General features: G+C 70.7%; 11 protein-coding genes and 3 tRNA genes. 8 read left to right on the top strand and 6 right to left on the bottom strand.

Features of this window, described 5'->3' with window-relative positions:
- Positions 1-536 precede the first annotated feature (536 nt).
- The 5 genes from RCO28_RS01150 to RCO28_RS01170 all read left to right on the top strand — a co-directional run bounded on the left by RCO28_RS01150 (position 537) and on the right by RCO28_RS01170 (position 7,709).
- Positions 537-1,466 carry a sirohydrochlorin chelatase gene (locus tag RCO28_RS01150; RefSeq protein WP_374991091.1) on the top strand — a complete coding sequence of 310 codons (930 nt, stop codon included), beginning with the start codon at positions 537-539 and terminating at the stop codon, positions 1,464-1,466.
- A gap of 89 nt (positions 1,467-1,555) precedes the next feature.
- Positions 1,556-2,836 (top strand): deoxyguanosinetriphosphate triphosphohydrolase, encoded by a 1,281-nt coding sequence (locus RCO28_RS01155; RefSeq protein WP_308938991.1) that lies wholly within the window; start codon positions 1,556-1,558, stop codon positions 2,834-2,836.
- A 161-nt stretch (positions 2,837-2,997) separates the two neighbouring features.
- Complete coding sequence (locus RCO28_RS01160; RefSeq protein ID WP_308938992.1) at positions 2,998-4,263, top strand: FAD-dependent oxidoreductase; 1,266 nt, start codon at positions 2,998-3,000, stop codon at positions 4,261-4,263.
- A 47-nt stretch (positions 4,264-4,310) separates the two neighbouring features.
- Complete coding sequence (gene dnaG, locus RCO28_RS01165) at positions 4,311-6,221, top strand: DNA primase (RefSeq protein ID WP_308938993.1); 1,911 nt, start codon at positions 4,311-4,313, stop codon at positions 6,219-6,221.
- A gap of 177 nt (positions 6,222-6,398) precedes the next feature.
- The gene (locus tag RCO28_RS01170) at positions 6,399-7,709 is read left to right on the top strand and encodes an RNA polymerase sigma factor (RefSeq protein WP_308938994.1); all 1,311 of its coding nucleotides are present in this window, start codon (positions 6,399-6,401) and stop codon (positions 7,707-7,709) included.
- Positions 7,710-7,724: 15 nt separating this feature from the next.
- Here RCO28_RS01170 and RCO28_RS01175 read toward each other — a convergent pair whose 3' ends face one another.
- From RCO28_RS01175 to RCO28_RS01190, 4 genes are all read right to left on the bottom strand, one after another.
- Positions 7,725-9,653: an ABC transporter ATP-binding protein gene (locus RCO28_RS01175; RefSeq protein ID WP_308938995.1), complete on the bottom strand. Its 1,929-nt coding sequence runs from the start codon at positions 9,651-9,653 to the stop codon at positions 7,725-7,727.
- Entirely contained in the window at positions 9,653-11,386 is a 1,734-nt protein-coding gene (locus RCO28_RS01180) for an ABC transporter ATP-binding protein (RefSeq protein WP_308938996.1), read from the bottom strand. The genes RCO28_RS01175 and RCO28_RS01180 overlap by 1 nt, the downstream gene beginning before the upstream one ends.
- A gap of 124 nt (positions 11,387-11,510) precedes the next feature.
- Positions 11,511-12,947 (bottom strand): FGGY family carbohydrate kinase, encoded by a 1,437-nt coding sequence (locus RCO28_RS01185; RefSeq protein ID WP_308938997.1) that lies wholly within the window; start codon positions 12,945-12,947, stop codon positions 11,511-11,513.
- Between the two features lie 192 nt (positions 12,948-13,139).
- Complete coding sequence (locus RCO28_RS01190; protein WP_282538552.1) at positions 13,140-13,439, bottom strand: YtxH domain-containing protein; 300 nt, start codon at positions 13,437-13,439, stop codon at positions 13,140-13,142.
- Positions 13,440-13,587: 148 nt separating this feature from the next.
- Between RCO28_RS01190 and RCO28_RS01195 the strand changes: the two genes are divergently transcribed.
- The 3 genes from RCO28_RS01195 (at position 13,588) to RCO28_RS01205 (ending at position 13,979) form a co-directional block, all read left to right on the top strand.
- Positions 13,588-13,660, top strand: a tRNA-Asn gene (locus RCO28_RS01195).
- A 5-nt stretch (positions 13,661-13,665) separates the two neighbouring features.
- A tRNA-Asn gene (locus RCO28_RS01200) sits at positions 13,666-13,738 on the top strand.
- A gap of 167 nt (positions 13,739-13,905) precedes the next feature.
- Positions 13,906-13,979, top strand: a tRNA-Ile gene (locus RCO28_RS01205).
- Positions 13,980-14,420: 441 nt separating this feature from the next.
- Here the strand turns inward: RCO28_RS01205 and RCO28_RS01210 are convergent.
- Together RCO28_RS01210 and RCO28_RS01215 are read right to left on the bottom strand one after the other, a co-directional pair.
- The gene (locus RCO28_RS01210) at positions 14,421-15,383 is read right to left on the bottom strand and encodes an electron transfer flavoprotein subunit alpha/FixB family protein (protein WP_308938998.1); all 963 of its coding nucleotides are present in this window, start codon (positions 15,381-15,383) and stop codon (positions 14,421-14,423) included.
- A 93-nt stretch (positions 15,384-15,476) separates the two neighbouring features.
- Positions 15,477-16,274, bottom strand: coding sequence for an electron transfer flavoprotein subunit beta/FixA family protein (locus RCO28_RS01215; RefSeq protein ID WP_308938999.1), 798 nt, complete (start codon positions 16,272-16,274; stop codon positions 15,477-15,479).
- Positions 16,275-16,481: the final 207 nt, after the last annotated feature.

A 16,481-nucleotide genomic window follows, 5' to 3' on the forward strand; every position in this document is an offset into this window, starting at 1 on the left:
ACGAGGGTCTGACAATCGCCGCCCCGCCCTCGTGAGCCAGGGGACATCGACCGTCATCACCGCGCAATCACCAGGCAACGTCGGCACGCCAGCCTTGTTCCATGACGCCGACCCACACACCCGGCGAACACCCGGGGACCCCAACGGAAACCCTGGCCACCTCGCCCCGCGAGCCCCTGCGGAGGGCGGAGACGGTGATGCGGGGGGCGGCAGCGACTCCGGGGGCCGCTGCGACTCCGAGGGCCGTTGTGACTCCGGGGGCTCCAGAGGGCTGGGAGGCTGCAGCGATCCCGGAGGTTCGGGAGGCCCGGGAGGCTCCAGAGGCTAGGGAGGCGGTGGGCGGCCACCTCGGTCACCCCTGCGCCCCCGGCGCCCCCGGCCACCCCGGCGATTCCGGCCGCCCTGCCCACCCCGGCGACTTTGGTCACCTCGGCGACCTCGGTGCCCCCGGCGACCTCGGCGCCCCCGGCCACCACTCCGGCGCATTCAGCCACCCCGGTAACCCCGACCCCGCTCACCCCGGCCACCCCGACTTCCTGGCCTCCCAGGCCCCCCAGCCCCCCCAGGGCCCCCAGAGCCCCCAGGGCCCCCAGCCCCCCCTAGACCCCCTAGCCACCACGGCATCGCAGCTCCTCGACCAGATCACCAGCCACGCCGGCAGCCGCCTCAGCCGACTCAGCCGCCTCAGCCGTGTCCGCCGCAGCGGTCACCGCGGTCCCGTCGCGCCGCCGCCACTGGTTGTCGTGGCGCACGGAAGCCGTGACCCGCGTACGCTCGCCACCGTGCGCTCCCTGCTCGACACGGTGCGCGCGCTGCGGCCGGGGCCGGCCGTCCACCTCGGCCATATCGAGCTGAACGAGCCGCTGCTCCCCGACACCCTGGCCCGGCTCGCCCCCGGCAGGGCCGTCCTCGTACCGCTGCTGCTCGGTCGCGGCTACCACGTCAAGCACGACCTGCCCGCTGCCGCAGCCGCGGCCCCGCACCTCGACGCCCGGGTCGCCGCGCCGCTCGGCCCCCACCCGCTGCTCGTCGACGCGCTCCACGACCGGCTGGTCGAGGCGGGCTTCCCGGCGGGCGCGCCGCGCCGCAGCAGCGGCGTCGTCCTTGCCGCCGCCGGTTCCCGCGACCCCGAAGGCCTCGCCGACACCCGCGCCACGGCCTCCGCCCTCGCCGAGCGCCTCGGCGTCCCCGTCGTCCCCGCGTACGCCTCCGCCGCGTCCCCGACGGTCCCCGCCGCGGTCCATGCCCTCGCCGCCCGCGGCCGTCACCGCGTCGCCGTCGCCTCGTACTTCACCGCTCCCGGCCGTTTCGCCGCGCAGTCCGCGGCGGCGTCCCCGGGCATCGCGTCGGCCCCCCTGGGTACGCACCCGGCGCTGGCCGAACTGCTCCTGCACCGCTACGACGAGGCGGCCCGCACGTTCACATCGTCCCCGTCCGACCACGCCCCGCTCGCCGCGTCGGCCTGAGGCGTCGGGCCGTACCGAGGTGCGGAGCCCCATGAGCTGTCCGCTGAGGGACAAGCCGACGGGCGCCCCGTGCGGGCTACTGTCGACGCATGTCCTGGACGTATGACGAACTCGCCACGGAGCGCTGGGCGCCCGAGCCCGACAAGCGGCCCGGCCGGACGGCCTTCCAGCGTGACCGCGCGCGCGTGCTGCACTCCTCCGCGCTGCGCAGACTCGCCGGCAAGACGCAGGTCGTCACGCCCGGCACGCGCAGTCAGGCCTGGGACGCCAGCCCCCGCACCCGCCTCACGCACTCCCTGGAGTGCGCCCAGGTCGGACGCGAGCTGGGCGCCGCGCTCGGCTGTGACCCGGACCTGGTCGAGACGGCCTGCCTGTCGCACGACCTGGGGCACCCGCCCTTCGGACACAACGGCGAGCAGGCGCTCAACGAATACGCCGCGGACGTGGGCGGATTCGAGGGCAACGCCCACTCGCTGCGCCTGCTCACCCGCCTCGAACCCAAGCGCTTCGGGCGCGCCGAGGACACCGGTGAACCCGTCAGCGTCGGCCTCAACCTCACACGCGCGGCGCTGGACGCCGCCACCAAGTACCCGTGGCCGCGCGGCGCGCACCCCGCCGACCCGGACTCCGTGAAGTTCGGGGTGTACGACGACGACCGCCCCGTCTTCGAGTGGATCCGCAAGGGCGCCCCCGGCCACAGCACCTGCTTCGAGGCCCAGGTCATGGACTGGTCGGACGACGTCGCGTACTCGGTGCACGACGTCGAGGACGGTCTGCACGCGGGCCACATCGACCCCAACTGCCTGCACGCCGAGCCCGAGCGCGAGGAGATCTTCGCCGTGGCGCTTGGGCGGTACGTTCCCGAGGACACCGATCCGGCCGAGCTGTCCGCCGCGCTCGACCGCCTCCTCGACCAGGAGTGGTGGCCGCACGGCTACGACGGCACGGCGGTCGCCCAGGCCCGCCTGAAGGACGCCACCAGCCAGCTGATCGGCCGCTTCTGCCTCGCCGCGGAAGGCGCCACGCGCGCGAGGTACGGCAACGGCCCCCTCACCCGCTACGCCGCGGAGCTCGTCGTACCGAATGAAACCCGCCATGAATGCGCCGTCCTCAAGGCCGTCGCCGACCGGTACGTGATGCAGCGCGACGAACAGGAGCGGCTCCGGGCGGACCAGCGCGTCGTCATCGCGGAGCTCGCCGCGGCCCTCACCGCGCGTGCGCCCGAAGGCCTCGACCCGCAGTTCCGGGCCCTGTTCGACGCGGCGCCGGACGACACCGCGCGGAAGCGGGTCGTGATCGACCAGATCGCGGCGCTCACCGACGCCTCCGCGCGGACCCTGCACGCGCGCCTGGTGGGCGGCCGGAGCTGACCCCGGCCCGTCGCCCGCACCTGATGTGATCGAGCCACACAGGGGTGACACTGAGGGGACGGCCCCTTCCCCCACTACGCTCCGTGCGGGACGCTCGAGATGGCGGCCACGCTGCGTGCGGGACGCCCGCAAGTGGCGGCAAGGTTGTGAGGAGGCATCAAGTGGTCGACGCGGATCAGACGTTCGTCATCGTCGGAGGCGGACTGGCCGGGGCCAAGGCGGCCGAAACCCTTCGTGCGGAGGGCTTCACCGGCCGGGTGATTCTCATCGGTGACGAGCGCGAGCACCCGTACGAACGCCCTCCGCTGTCCAAGGGCTTCCTGCTCGGCAAGGAGGAGCGGGACAGCGTCTTCGTGCACGAGCCCGCGTGGTACGCACAGCACGACATCGAGCTGCACCTGGGCCTGCCCGCCGTCGCCGTCGACCGCGCCGAGAAGGCGGTCCGCCTCGGCGACGGCACCAGCGTGCGCTACGACAAGCTGCTCCTCGCCACCGGCTCCGAGCCGCGCCGCCTCGACATCCCGGGCACCGACCTCGCGGGCGTGCACCACCTGCGCCGGATCGCGCACGCCGAGCGCCTCAAGGGCGTCCTCGCCGCGCTCGGCCGGGACAACGGCCACCTGGTGATCGCGGGCGCCGGCTGGATCGGCCTGGAGGTAGCGGCCGCCGCGCGGGAGTACGGCGCGGAGGTCACCGTCGTCGAACCCGAGGCGACGCCGCTGCACTCCGTCCTCGGCCCCGAGATCGGCCGGCTCTTCGCCGATCTGCACCAGGAGCACGGCGTCCGCTTCCACTTCGGCGCCCGGCTCACCGAGATCACCGGCCAGGACGGCATGGTCCTCGCCGCCCGCACCGACGACGGCGACGAGCACCCCGCGCACGACGTCCTCGCCGCCATCGGCGCCGCCCCGCGCACCGCCCTCGCCGAGGCGGCCGGGCTGACCATGGCCGACCGGGCGCACGGCGGCGGCATCGCTGTCGACGCGAGCCTGCGCACCTCCGACCCGGACATCTTCGCGGTGGGCGACGCGGCCGCCGCCGACCACCCGCTCTTCGAGACCCGGCTGCGCGTCGAGCACTGGGCCAACGCCCTCAACGGCGGCCCGGCCGCCGCCCGCGCGATGCTCGGCAGGCCCGTGACGTACGACCGGGTGCCGTACTTCTTCTCCGACCAGTACGACGTCGGCCTGGAGTTCTCCGGCTGGGCGCCGCCCGGCAGCTACGACCAGGTGGTGATCCGCGGGGACGCCACGAAGCGGGAGTTCATCGCGTTCTGGCTGTCGGACGGGCGGGTCCTCGCGGGCATGAACGTGAACGTCTGGGACGTCACGGAGCCGATCCAGACCCTGATCAAGGCCGGAGTCCGCCCCGACCCGGAGCGTCTCGCGGACCCGACCGTTCCGCTGGAATCACTCCTGGAGGGCTGACGGGCCACCGGCCGTGACTGTCAGAGCGTCGCCGTAGACTTGCCCGCGTGGCAGGACGGATCAATGACGAGGACGTGAAGGCGGTACGGGACGCGGTCCCGATCGACGCCGTCGTGTCCGAGTACCTCCAGCTGCGCAACGCCGGCGGCGGCAATCTGAAGGGCCTGTGCCCCTTCCACGACGAGAAGTCACCGTCCTTCCAGGTCAGCCCGAGCAAGGGGCTCTTCCACTGCTTCGGCTGCCAGGAAGGCGGCGACACGATCGCCTTCGTGATGAAGCTCGACCACCTCACCTTCTCGGAGACGGTCGAGCGCCTCGCCGCCCAGGCGGGCATCACGCTGCGGTACGAAGAGGGCGGGTACAACCCGTCGAACCAGCGCGGCGAGCGCATCCGCCTGGTCGAGGCACACAAGATCGCCGCCCAGTTCTACGTCGAGCAGCTGGACAGCGCCGAGGCCGAGATCGGCCGCAAGTTCCTCGCCGAGCGCGGCTTCGACCAGGCCGCGGCGGCGCACTTCGGCGTCGGCTACAGCCCGGCGGGCTGGGACCACCTCACGCGCTTCCTGCGCGGCAAGGGCTTCACCGACAAGGAGCTGACCCTCTCCGGCCTCTCCCAGGAGGGCCGCCGCGGCCCCATCGACCGCTTCCGCGGCCGCCTGATGTGGCCCATCCGGGACATCTCCGGCGAGGTCGTAGGCTTCGGCGCCCGCAAGCTCCGCGAGGACGACAACGGCCCGAAGTATCTGAACACCCCCGAAACCCCGATCTACAAGAAGGGCCAGGTCCTCTACGGCGTCGACCTGGCCAAGAAGGAGATCGCCAAGTCCTCCCGCGCGGTCGTGGTCGAGGGGTACACGGACGTGATGGCCTGCCATCTCGCCGGTGTCACCACCGCGATCGCCACCTGTGGCACGGCCTTCGGCGGCGACCACATCAAGATCCTCCGCAGACTCCTCATGGACAACGGCTCGGCCCGCGTGATCTTCACCTTCGACGGCGACGCCGCAGGCCAGAAGGCCGCCCTCCGCGCCTTCGAGGACGACCAGAAGTTCGCCGCCGAGACGTACATCGCGATCGCCCCCGACGGCATGGACCCCTGCGACCTCCGCCTCGCGAAGGGCGACGAGGCGGTCGCCGACCTGGTCGAACCCCGCACGCCCCTCTTCGAGTTCGCCCTCCGCCAGATCGTGAACCGGTACGACCTGGAGACCCCCGCGGGCCGTGCCGCCGCCCTGGACGAGGCCGCGCCCATCGTGGCCCGCATCAAGAACAGCGGCGCGCAGCACGAAGTGGCCGTCGAGCTCGCCGGCATGCTCGGCATCCTCGACACCCAGTTCGTCGTCAAGCGCGTGGCGCAACTGGCCCGCTGGGCCCGTGACCGCGGCGGCCGCGGCCCCGCCCCGCAACAGCACAAGGAGCACGCCCCGCAGTACGCCCAGGGGGCGCCGCAGAACCGGACCCCCGGCGGCCCCGCCCTCAACCTCCGCAGCCCCGCCCACCGCACCGAGCGCGAGCTGCTCAAACTCGCCCTGCAGTACCCGCAGCTGGTCTCCCCGGCCTTCGACGCGTACGGCGCGGACGAGTTCACCGCCCCGCCCTACGCCGCGGTGCGCGAGGCCATCGTGTACGCGGGCGGCGCCGAGCAGGGTGTCCAGGACCCCTCGGGCTACCTCGCGCGCGTGCGGGACGCGGCGCCGGACGACACGGTGCGTGCCATGGTCACCGAGCTGGCCGTGGAAGCGATCATGCGGCGCACGGTTGACGAGGTGTACGCCGGCGAGCAGCTCGTCCAGGTCCGCCTGCGCGCCGTCGACCGCCGCGTCCGTGACCTGCAGGGCAGCTTCGCCCGCCTCGGCCCGCACGCCGACCCGGCCCAACTCGCCGCCGCCCAGAACGAGTTGTGGGTCCTCCAGCAGTACGGCCGGGCCCTGCGCGAGCGCGGCGCCGAGGCGCTGTGACGACAGCCTGAGCGCCTCCCCGTACGCACGCGCGGTGTGCTGTGACGACGGCCCGCGCCCATGCTCGTACGCCCGCGCGAAGTTGACTCCTGAGTAACCGGCCGGTCACGGACCGGACTCAGAAAGTGGCCGCACGCCCCTCCTCGCGGAGATGTGTCGTACCCCACACTGGGGGCGGTGCCTGAGTCTTCGGAGCGCGGCCGGCCCACCGGGCGTGGGCCCGACAACCCCGCGGATCCGTTCATCGATGACGGGACGGACGGCGGCGCGGCCGCCGGTACCGCCCCGGACGTACCGCTGCCGCACACCCTCGATGCGGCGGCGATCACCCTGGAGGTCGCCCCCGTGCAGACCCAGACCCAGACGTTGACGCAACCGACCCCCGGCGCCGCCGACGTCATCGAAGTCGTACCGCCGCAGAGCCGGGCCGTCCACCACCCGGAGACGGAGACGGAGGCCGAGACGGAGACGGAGACCGCGCGCGCCGAGCAGGCGGAACCGCAGCCGCGCGACCCCACCGAGCTCGCGGAACCGGCCGAACCGCCCGAGCCCCGCCGCGTACGCACCGAGAGCGCCAGCCCGTCGGCGGATCTGTTCCGGCAGTACCTGCGCGAGATCGGCCGTATCCCGCTGCTCACCGCCGCCGAGGAGGTCGAGCTCGCCCGCCGCGTCGAAGCCGGGCTCTTCGCCGAGGAGAAGCTGACCCGCAGCCCCGACCTGGACAGCCAACTCGCCCTGGATCTCGACAAGTTGGTCGTCATGGGGCGGATGGCCAAGCGGCGCCTGATCGAGGCCAACCTGCGCCTCGTCGTCTCCGTAGCCAAGCGCTATGTCGGCCGCGGCCTGACCATGCTCGACCTCGTTCAGGAGGGCAACCTCGGCCTGATCAGGGCGGTCGAGAAGTTCGACTACGCGCGCGGCTTCAAGTTCTCGACGTACGCCACCTGGTGGATCCGCCAGGCCATGTCCCGGGCCCTCGCCGACCAGGCCCGGACCATCCGCGTGCCCGTGCATGTCGTCGAGCTGATCAACCGCGTCGTCCGCGTCCAGCGCCGCATGCTGCAGGAACGTGGCTACGAGCCCACCCCCGAAGAGGTCGCCGCACACCTGGAACTGCCGCCCGAGCGGGTCGGCGAAGTGCTGCGGCTCGCCCAGGAGCCCGTCTCCCTGCACGCCCCCGTGGGCGAGGAGGACGACGTGTCCCTGGGCGACCTCATCGAGGACGGCGACGCCGCGAGCCCCGTGGAGTCCGCGGCGTTCCTGCTGCTCCGCCAGCATCTGGAGGCCGTTCTCTCCACCCTCGGCGAGCGCGAACGCAAGGTGGTGCAGCTGCGGTACGGCCTCGCGGACGGGCGGCCCCGCACGCTGGAGGAGATAGGCCGCATCTTCGGCGTGACCCGCGAGCGGATCCGCCAGATCGAGTCCAAGACCCTCAACAAACTCCGCGACCACGCGTTCGCGGATCAGTTGAGGGGGTACTTGGACTGACCCTCCGTACGCGGTTCAGTCCACCTCGGCCACAGCCTCCGCGAACTGCGCCTTGTACAGCCGCGCATACGCACCGTCCGACGCCAACAGCCCCGCATGCGAGCCCTGTTCGACGATCGCCCCGTCCTCCATCACGAGAATCGTGTCCGCATCGCGAATGGTCGAAAGACGGTGCGCGATCACGAACGATGTACGCCCGTGCGCGAGCCGCGCCATCGCCTGCTGGATGAGCACCTCCGTACGGGTGTCCACGGAGCTGGTCGCCTCGTCGAGGACCAGGATCACCGGGTCGGAGAGGAACGCCCGCGCGATCGTGATCAGTTGCTTCTCGCCGGCGCTGACGCCCGAACCCTCGTCATCGAGGACCGTGTCGTAGCCGTCGGGCAGCGTGCGGATGAACCGGTCGGCGTGCGCGGCCCGCGCGGCCTCCTCGATCTGCGCGCGCGTGACCTCCTTCGAGGCCCCGTACGCGATGTTCTCCGCGATCGTCCCGCCGAACAGCCACGTGTCCTGGAGCACCATGCCGATCCCGGACCGGAGTTCGTCCCGCGACATCTTCGCTACGTCGACCCCGTCGAGGGTGATCCGCCCGCCCGTGACCTCGTAGAACCGCATGAGCAGGTTGACGAGCGTGGTCTTGCCCGCGCCCGTCGGGCCGACGATCGCGACCGTGTGGCCCGGCTCGACCGTCAGCGACAGGTCCTCGATCAGCGGCTTGTCCTCCTCGTACCGGAACGACACCTGCTCAAGGGCGACCGCGCCCCGCAACCGCTCAGGACGCAGCCCCGGCACCGGGTCGGCCTCCTGCTCGTCCGCGTCGAGGAGCTCGAAGATCCGCTCGGCGGAAGCGACGCCGGACTGCACCAGGTTGGCCATCGACGCGACCTGCGTCAGCGGCATCGAGAACTGCCGCGAGTACTGGATGAACGCCTGCACGTCCCCGATCGACAGCGTGCCCGACGCCACCCGCAGACCGCCCACCACGGCCACGAGCACATAGTTGAGGTTGGAGATGAAGAACATCAGCGGCTGCATGATCCCGCTGTTGAACTGGGCCTTGAAACTCGCCTCGTACAGCGAGTCGTTGTGCTCGGCGAAGAGCTTCGCCGACTCCTCGTGCCGCCCGAAGACCTTCACCAGGGCGTGCCCGGTGTACATCTCCTCGACGTGCGCGTTGACCTTGCCCGTGGACTTCCACTGCTCCACGAAGTGCGGCTGCGACCGCTTGCCGACCTTCGTCGCGACGACGAACGACAGCGGCACCGTGATCAGCGCGACCAGGGCGAGCAGCGGCGAGATCCACAACATCATCACCAGGACACCGACGATCGTGAGGAGGGAGTTCACCAGCTGCCCGAGGGTCTGCTGGAGCGTCTGCCCGATGTTGTCGATGTCGTTGGTGGCACGGCTCAGCACCTCACCGCGCTGCCGCTTGTCGAAGTACGACAGCGGAAGCCGCGACAGCTTCGCCTGGATGTCCTCGCGCATCCGGTACACGGTCAGGTTGACCGCCCGGTTCACCAGCCGCGTCGCGACCGCCATCAGCAGCCCGGCGGCCAGGAAGACACCGAGGGCAAGGAGCAGCACCTCGCCCACGGCCGTGAAGTCGATCCCTTCACCCGGCGTGAAGTCCGTACCCGAGAGCATGTCGGCGACACCGTTGTCACCGCTCGCGCGCATCCCGTCGAGCACCTGCTCCTTGGTGGCGCCCTCGGGCATGTCACGGCCGACGATCCCCGCGAAGATCAGGTCGGTGGCCTTGCCGAGGATCTTCGGCCCGACCACGGAGAGCGCGACGCTGAAGAAGACCGCCACGAGCATCGCGTACATCGTCACGCGCTGCGGCGCGAACTGGGCGAGCAGGCGTTTGCCCGAGCCCTTGAAATCCAGAGAACGCTGATCGGGGCCGCCCCCGGCCATCATCCGCCCGCCAGGCCCGGCCATCAGGCTGCCTCCGCTTCCGTGAGCTGGGAGAGCACGATCTCCCGGTAGGTCTCGTTGTCGGCCATCAGCTCGTGATGGCGCCCGCTGCCGACGACCCGGCCCTCGTCGAGGACCACGATCCGGTCGGCCTCCCGGATGGTCGACACCCGCTGGGCGACGATCACCACGGTCGCCTCGGCGGTCTCGTCGCCGAGCGCGGAACGCAGCGCCGCGTCGGTCGCGTAGTCGAGCGCCGAGAACGAGTCGTCGAAGAGATAGATCTCCGGCCGCTGTACGAGCGTCCGCGCGATCGCGAGCCGCTGCCGCTGCCCACCGGAGACGTTCGTTCCGCCCTGCGAGATGGGGGAGTCGAGCCCGTTCTCCAGCTTCTGCACGAACTCCTTCGCCTGCGCCACCTCCAGCGCGTGCCACAACTCCTCGTCGCTGGCGTCCGGATTCCCGTACCGCAGATTCGTCGCCACGGTCCCGGAGAACAGATACGGCTTCTGCGGTACGAGCCCCACGGTCCGCGCGAGCAGGGCCGGTTCGAGGCTGCGCACATCCACCCCGTCCACGAGGACCTCGCCCTCGGTGGCGTCGAACAGCCGCGGTACGAGGCCGAGCAGCGTCGACTTGCCGCTGCCCGTCGACCCGATCACGGCCGTGGTCTCCCCGGGCCGCGCCACCAGGTCGATCGCCTTGAGCACCGGCTCCTCGGCGGCCGGGTAGGCGAACCCGGCCGCGCGCACCTCCAGATGACCGTGCCGCTTCAGTTCGAGCACCGGGTCCGTGGGCGGCACGACGCTCGACGAGGTGTCGAGGACCTCCTCGATGCGCTCGGCGCAGACCTCCGCGCGCGGCACCATCATGAACATGAAGGTGGCCATCATCACGGACATGACGATCTGCATCAGATAGGCGAGGAACGCGGTCAGCGCACCGATCTCCATGCCGCCACTGTCGATCCGCTGCGCCCCGAACCAGACCACCGCGATCGACGACACGTTCACCACGGTCATCACGATCGGGAACATCAGGGCGAGCAGCCGCCCCGTCCCGAGCGACACCTCGGTCAGCTCGGTGTTGGCGCCCTTGAACCGCTCCTCCTCGTACGCGTCCCGCACGAACGCCCGGATCACACGGTTGCCGGTGATCTGCTCGCGCAGCACCCGGTTCACCGTGTCGAGCCGCTCCTGCATGGTGCGGAACAGCGGCCGCAGCTTCTTCACGATCAGGCTGACCGCGATGCCGAGCACCGGCACGACGGCGATGAGCACCGACGACAGCGGCACGTCCAGGCTGAGCGCCATCACGATGCCGCCGACGCACATGATCGGCGCCGACACCATCAGCGTGAACGCCATCAGGACCAGCATCTGCACCTGCTGGACGTCGTTGGTGGTCCGGGTGATCAGGGACGGCGCCCCGAACTGCCCGACCTCACGCGCCGAGAACGACTGCACCCGGTCGAAGATCGCGCCGCGCACGTCCCGGCCGAGCGCCGCCGCCGTACGCGCGCCGTAGTACACGGCACCGATATTGCACAGCACCTGCACCACGGTGACCCCGATCATCAGGGCACCGAAGGTGAGGATGTAGCCCGTGTCCCCCTGCACGACACCGCGGTCGATGATGTCGGCGTTGAGGGTGGGCAGATAGAGACTGGCGCAGGTCTGCAGAAACTGCAGCAGCACCAGCAAGGCTATGGAGTTCTTGTACGGAGCGAGATGGCTCCGCAGGAGTCGTATGAGCACGCGATACCCATCGCAGTAGCCGGAGGCAACGTTTCACCCCATCCTCCGCCACTCCACAGGCCGGAGCTCAACCGATTTAATTCGAGCCCCGGCCCGCGCGCTGGAGTGCTGGAGGGAGACACCCCTAGCTCTCGAACGCCCCGGGATGCGTCTGCTCCCGCACCGCCACGTACTGCTGCCGCACGGCCTTCCCGACCGGAAGCTCCTCGCCCGGCTCGAAGACCTGCGCGGACGGGCCCTGCCACATCGGCGGCTGCTGCGGGCCGAGCGCGCCCTGCGACACCCCGAGCGCCCAGGCCGCCTGCCGCGCCGCACCGAGGGCCGCGTAGTCCGCCGCCTGCGGGACGACGACCTGCGCCCCGAGCAGCATCGGTGCCGCCGCCTGCACCGCGGGCAGCTCGGCGGCCGGCCCGAGCAGGAACACCCGCCGCACCTCCACCCCGCGCCCCCGCAGCACGTCGAGCGCGTCGGCCAGCGAGCACAGCATGCCCTCGAACGCCGCCCGCGCCAGGTGCTCCGGCTTCATCGACTCGCGCCGCAGACCGCTCAACGTGCCTGCGGTGTGCGGGAGTTGAGGCGTGCGCTCACCCTCCAGATAGGGCAGCAGTACCAGCCCGTGCGCACCCGGAGTCGACTTCATCGCCAGCTGCGACAGCCCCTCCAGATCCGTACCGAGCAGCTCCGCCGTCCCGCGCAGCGCCCGTACGGCATTGGACGTGTGCACCACCGGCAGATGCATCCCGGTCGCGTCGGCGAGCGAGGTGATCATCCCGTGCGGGTCGGCGAGCGCCTCGTGGTGCACGGCCATCACGGACCCGGACGCCCCGAGCGACACCACGGCGTCCCCGACGCCGATGCCGAGCCCGAACGCGGCAGCCATCGTCTCGCCCGTACCCGCCGAGATCAGCAGCCCCTCCGGCGTCGTCCCCGCGGCCTCGGACGGACCGAGCACCTCCGGCAGCATCGTCTGCTGCCCGAGCGCCAGCTCCACCAGATCAGGACGGTACGAGGCGTCCGCCGCGGACCAGTAGCCCGTACCGGAAGCGCCGCCGCGGTCCGCGGTGCGCCGGGCCGGCCGGCCGAGCAACTGCCACACCAGCCAGTCGTGCGCCTGCAGCACCGAGGCGGTGCGCTGCGCCGCCTCCGGCTCGGTCCGCGCCAGCCAGCGCAGCTTCGTCACGGGCTGCGGTGCCTGCGGGACCACGCCCACGGCCTCGGCCCAGGCCTGCCGCCCGCCGAGCGCGTCGATCAGATCGACCGCGGCGACCTGCGCCCGCTTGTCCCCGCCGACCATCGCGGGCCGTACGGTGCCGCCCTGCGCGTCCAGCGGGACGACCGCGTTCTGCTGCGCCGATACGCCGATGGCCTGCACGCCTTCGAGAAGCCCGCCCGCGGCGGCCTCACCCAGCGACAGCAGCCAGGCCTGCGGATCGACGTCCGACGGCCTGCCCTCCAGCGGATGAGGGGCGTACCCCTGCCTGATCACGGCACCGGTGTCGGTGTCGCAGACGACGATGCGTGTGGACTCGGAAGAGCTGTCCAGTCCGGCGACTATCCCCATGCCAGAAGATTTTGCCCTACGACACACGCGCCCCGGCCCCGCCGGAGGGTTCGGGCCCTCCCGGCGGGGCCGGGACGCGTTGTTCTTTACGCCGCTTCGTGTTCTTTACGCCACTTCGGGGGTTCGGCCCTTCAGGCGGGGCTCGGCTCCCCCCTCAGGCGGAACTCGACCCCTCAGGCGGAGCTCGGCCCCTCAGGTGTTGCTGGTGCCCCAGTCGTCCTCGTCGCCCTGGCTCTTCTCGCGCAGCGACCGCACCCGGCAGGCCACCGAGTCCGGGACCCGGTCACCGACCTTGTCGCTCACCGTGGCGAAGGCCTTGCCCGCGAACTCACGGCCGCTCTGGGCGGCGGACTCCACCGTGTTGCGCACGGCGGGGTTCTGTGCGACCTGGCGGGCCGATTTCTTCAACTGTTCGTAACGCTCGCGTCCGGCCCGCGTGCCGATCACGTAGCCCAGGGCCAGTCCGGCGACGAACGTGAGCTTGTACCGCATGGCTGCCACCCTTCCCTTGCGTCCGGTGCAGGGCGCCTGCCCGATACCGATTGGCGGAGCACCCCCCTGCTTGCGCTAATGTATGTGTCGCAGCGAACGCGCGCCGCCCGGGAATCCCCAGGCAGGTGACGTCGTTGCAGCGGGACGATCCCCTGTAGCTCAATTGGCAGAGCAGCCGGCTGTTAACCGGCAGGTTACTGGTTCGAGTCCAGTCGGGGGAGCTCGGTCTCCTGTAGCTCAATTGGCAGAGCAGCCGGCTGTTAACCGGCAGGTTACTGGTTCGAGTCCAGTCGGGAGAGCAACGAAAAGGACCCCCTCGGGGGTCCTTTTTTATGCCCGGTGGAACCATGCGCCCACCAGCGCAGTCCTCATGGTCGTGCAGAGCCGACCATCGGACGCAGGAGATCGTATGAGCGGCTATGCTGCGGCAGACGGCGCGTACATGTGTACGCGACACGCCGTTTGAGGGGCGGTAGCTCAGCCGGTTAGAGCAGCGGACTCATAATCCGTCGGCCGTGGGTTCGAGTCCCACCCGCCCCACCCTGAATTCTCTGTGCAGAATCCCTCTGACCAGGCGAAACGTAACAGCAAGGCCGCCACGTAAACCGTCGCGGCCCTTGCTTCACCCCCATACCAAGATCCAGTGGACACGACAGTGGACACGGGCGACCGACCCATATGTTCTGTTCGTCCCTTGATGTGGTCGCGAATGGATTGCTGACAGGTGGTTGACGAGCGCCAGGCGGCGTCCGGTGGACGGTGCGCCAGCCGGGATCGAGGGGTGGCTCTCTCCGCCACAGGCTGGCCCCGCCGGGCCCGCCAACTCCTTGGGGGGCTTGTTCCGCGGTGCCTTGTGGCCCGTGATGATCACGGGGTGTGCGGGTAGTCGCCGACGAAGCCGGGTCGGCCATGGTGTCCGATGTCTGTGGCTGCCGATGGTGCACCTGGAACCCAGAGACGTAGCTGGTCAGCTGAAGGAGATCAGCCCTTGCGGGTGTTGACCTCTTCGGTGAGCTGCGGGACGACCTCGAAGAGGTCGCCGACCACGCCGTAGTCGACCAGGTCGAAGATCGGGGCCTCGGCGTCCTTGTTGATCGCCACGATCGTCTTCGAGGTCTGCATGCCGGCACGGTGCTGGATCGCACCCGAGATGCCGGACGCGATGTACAGCTGCGGCGAGACCGACTTACCGGTCTGGCCCACCTGGTTCGAGTGCGGGTACCAGCCCGCGTCCACCGCGGCACGCGAGGCGCCGACGGCCGCACCGAGCGAGTTGGCGAGGGCCTCGATGATCGCGAAGTTCTCCGCGCCGTTGACGCCACGGCCACCGGAGACCACGATCGCGGCCTCGGTCAGCTCCGGACGCCCCGTCGACTCACGCGGCGTGCGCGCGGTGACCTTCGTACCGGTGGCGGCGTCCGAGAAGGACACGGCCAGCGCCTCGACCGCACCGGCGGCCGGAGCGGCCTCCACGGCGGCCGAGTTCGGCTTGACCGTGATGACCGGAGTGCCCTGCGTGATGCGGGACTTGGTGGTGAAGGACGCGGCGAACGCGGACTGCGTCGCGACCGGGCCCTCGTCACCCGCCTCCAGGTCGACGGCGTCGGTGATGATGCCGGACTTGATACGGACCGCCAGACGCGCGGCGATCTCCTTGCCCTCGGCGGACGAGGGCACCAGGACGGCGGCGGGCTGGACGGCCTCATACGCCGCCTGCAGCGCATCCACCTTCGGCACGACGAGGTAGTCGGCGAACTCGGCGGCGTCATTGGTGAGGACCTTGACCGCGCCGTGCTCGGCGAGCGCGGCGGCGGTGTCGGCGGCGCCGTTGCCGAGGGCGACGGCGACGGGCTCGCCCAGGCGGCGGGCCAGCGTCAGCAGTTCAAGGGTGGGCTTGCGGACGGCACCGTCCACGTGGTCGACGTAGACCAGAACTTCAGCCATGGGACTTCTTCTCTCCTGCGTTGCGAAGAAAACGGTGAGGGGCTTGACCGGGCTCTGCGGGGCTCAGATGAACTTCTGGCCCGCGAGGCTGCGTCACACGAATTTGCGCTCCGCGAGAAAGGCGGCCAGCTGCTTGCCGCCCTCGCCCTCGTCCTTGACGATCGTGCCCGCGGTACGGGCCGGACGCTCAGCCGCCTCGTCGACCTTGGACCAGGCACCCTCCAGACCGACTTCCTCGGCCTCGATGTCCAGGTCGTCCAGGTCCAGGGACTCCACCGGCTTCTTCTTGGCGGCCATGATGCCCTTGAACGACGGGTAGCGGGCCTCGCCCGACTGGTCCGTCACCGACACGACGGCCGGAAGCGACGCCTCCAGCTGCTCGGACGCGGTGTCACCGTCACGACGGCCCTTGACGGTGCCGTCCTCGACCGAGACCTCGGACAGCAGCGTGACCTGCGGGACACCGAGGCGCTCCGCGAGGATCGCCGGCAGCACACCCATGGTGCCGTCGGTGGACGCCATACCGGCGATGACCAGGTCGTACCCGGTCTTCTCGATCGCCTTGGCGAGCACCAGGGACGTACCCATGACATCGGTGCCGTGCAGGTCGTCGTCCTCGACGTGCACAGCCTTGTCGGCACCCATCGACAGCGCCTTGCGCAGCGCGTCCTTGGCGTCCTCCGGGCCCACCGTCAGAACGGTGATCTCCGCGTCGGCACCGGCCCGCTGACGCTCCTCGGTAATCTGCAGGGCCTGCTCGACCGCGTACTCGTCGAGCTCCGACAGCAGGCCGTCGACATCGTCGCGGTCGACGGTCAGGTCATCGGTGAAGTGCCGGTCGCCGGTGGCGTCGGGCACGTACTTCACACAGACAACGATCTTCACGCTCATCCTCTCCTGGGTGTTTGACGGGGTACGTGTCCGTGAAAGTGGGTAGCGGTGACGTCTTCCACGACGAATCCGGAGGCAGCCACGAACCTGCTGTCGGTGCGCCCATAAACGGTCATCGCCCGGCCGGCGTGTGGCGTCGCAGTTCACTGCGGGCGAGGGCGTTCTTGTGGACCTCGCCCGGCCCGTCGGTGAGCCGCAGTGCGCGGA

This window comes from Streptomyces sp. LHD-70, from assembly GCF_031157275.1.
Classification (GTDB): domain Bacteria; phylum Actinomycetota; class Actinomycetes; order Streptomycetales; family Streptomycetaceae; genus Streptomyces.

Bases quoted from the DNA above. Each gene is read 5' to 3' on its own strand.
- RCO28_RS01155 (WP_308938991.1), top strand. From the start codon at position 1,556: ATGTCCTGGACGTATGACGAACTCGCCACGGAGCGCTGGGCGCCCGAG.
- RCO28_RS01175 (WP_308938995.1), bottom strand. From the start codon at position 9,653: ATGGCCGGGCCTGGCGGGCGGATGATGGCCGGGGGCGGCCCCGATCAG.
- RCO28_RS01185 (WP_308938997.1), bottom strand. From the start codon at position 12,947: ATGGGGATAGTCGCCGGACTGGACAGCTCTTCCGAGTCCACACGCATC.
- RCO28_RS01190 (WP_282538552.1), bottom strand. From the start codon at position 13,439: ATGCGGTACAAGCTCACGTTCGTCGCCGGACTGGCCCTGGGCTACGTG.
- RCO28_RS01210 (WP_308938998.1), bottom strand. From the start codon at position 15,383: ATGGCTGAAGTTCTGGTCTACGTCGACCACGTGGACGGTGCCGTCCGC.
- RCO28_RS01215 (WP_308938999.1), bottom strand. From the start codon at position 16,274: ATGAGCGTGAAGATCGTTGTCTGTGTGAAGTACGTGCCCGACGCCACC.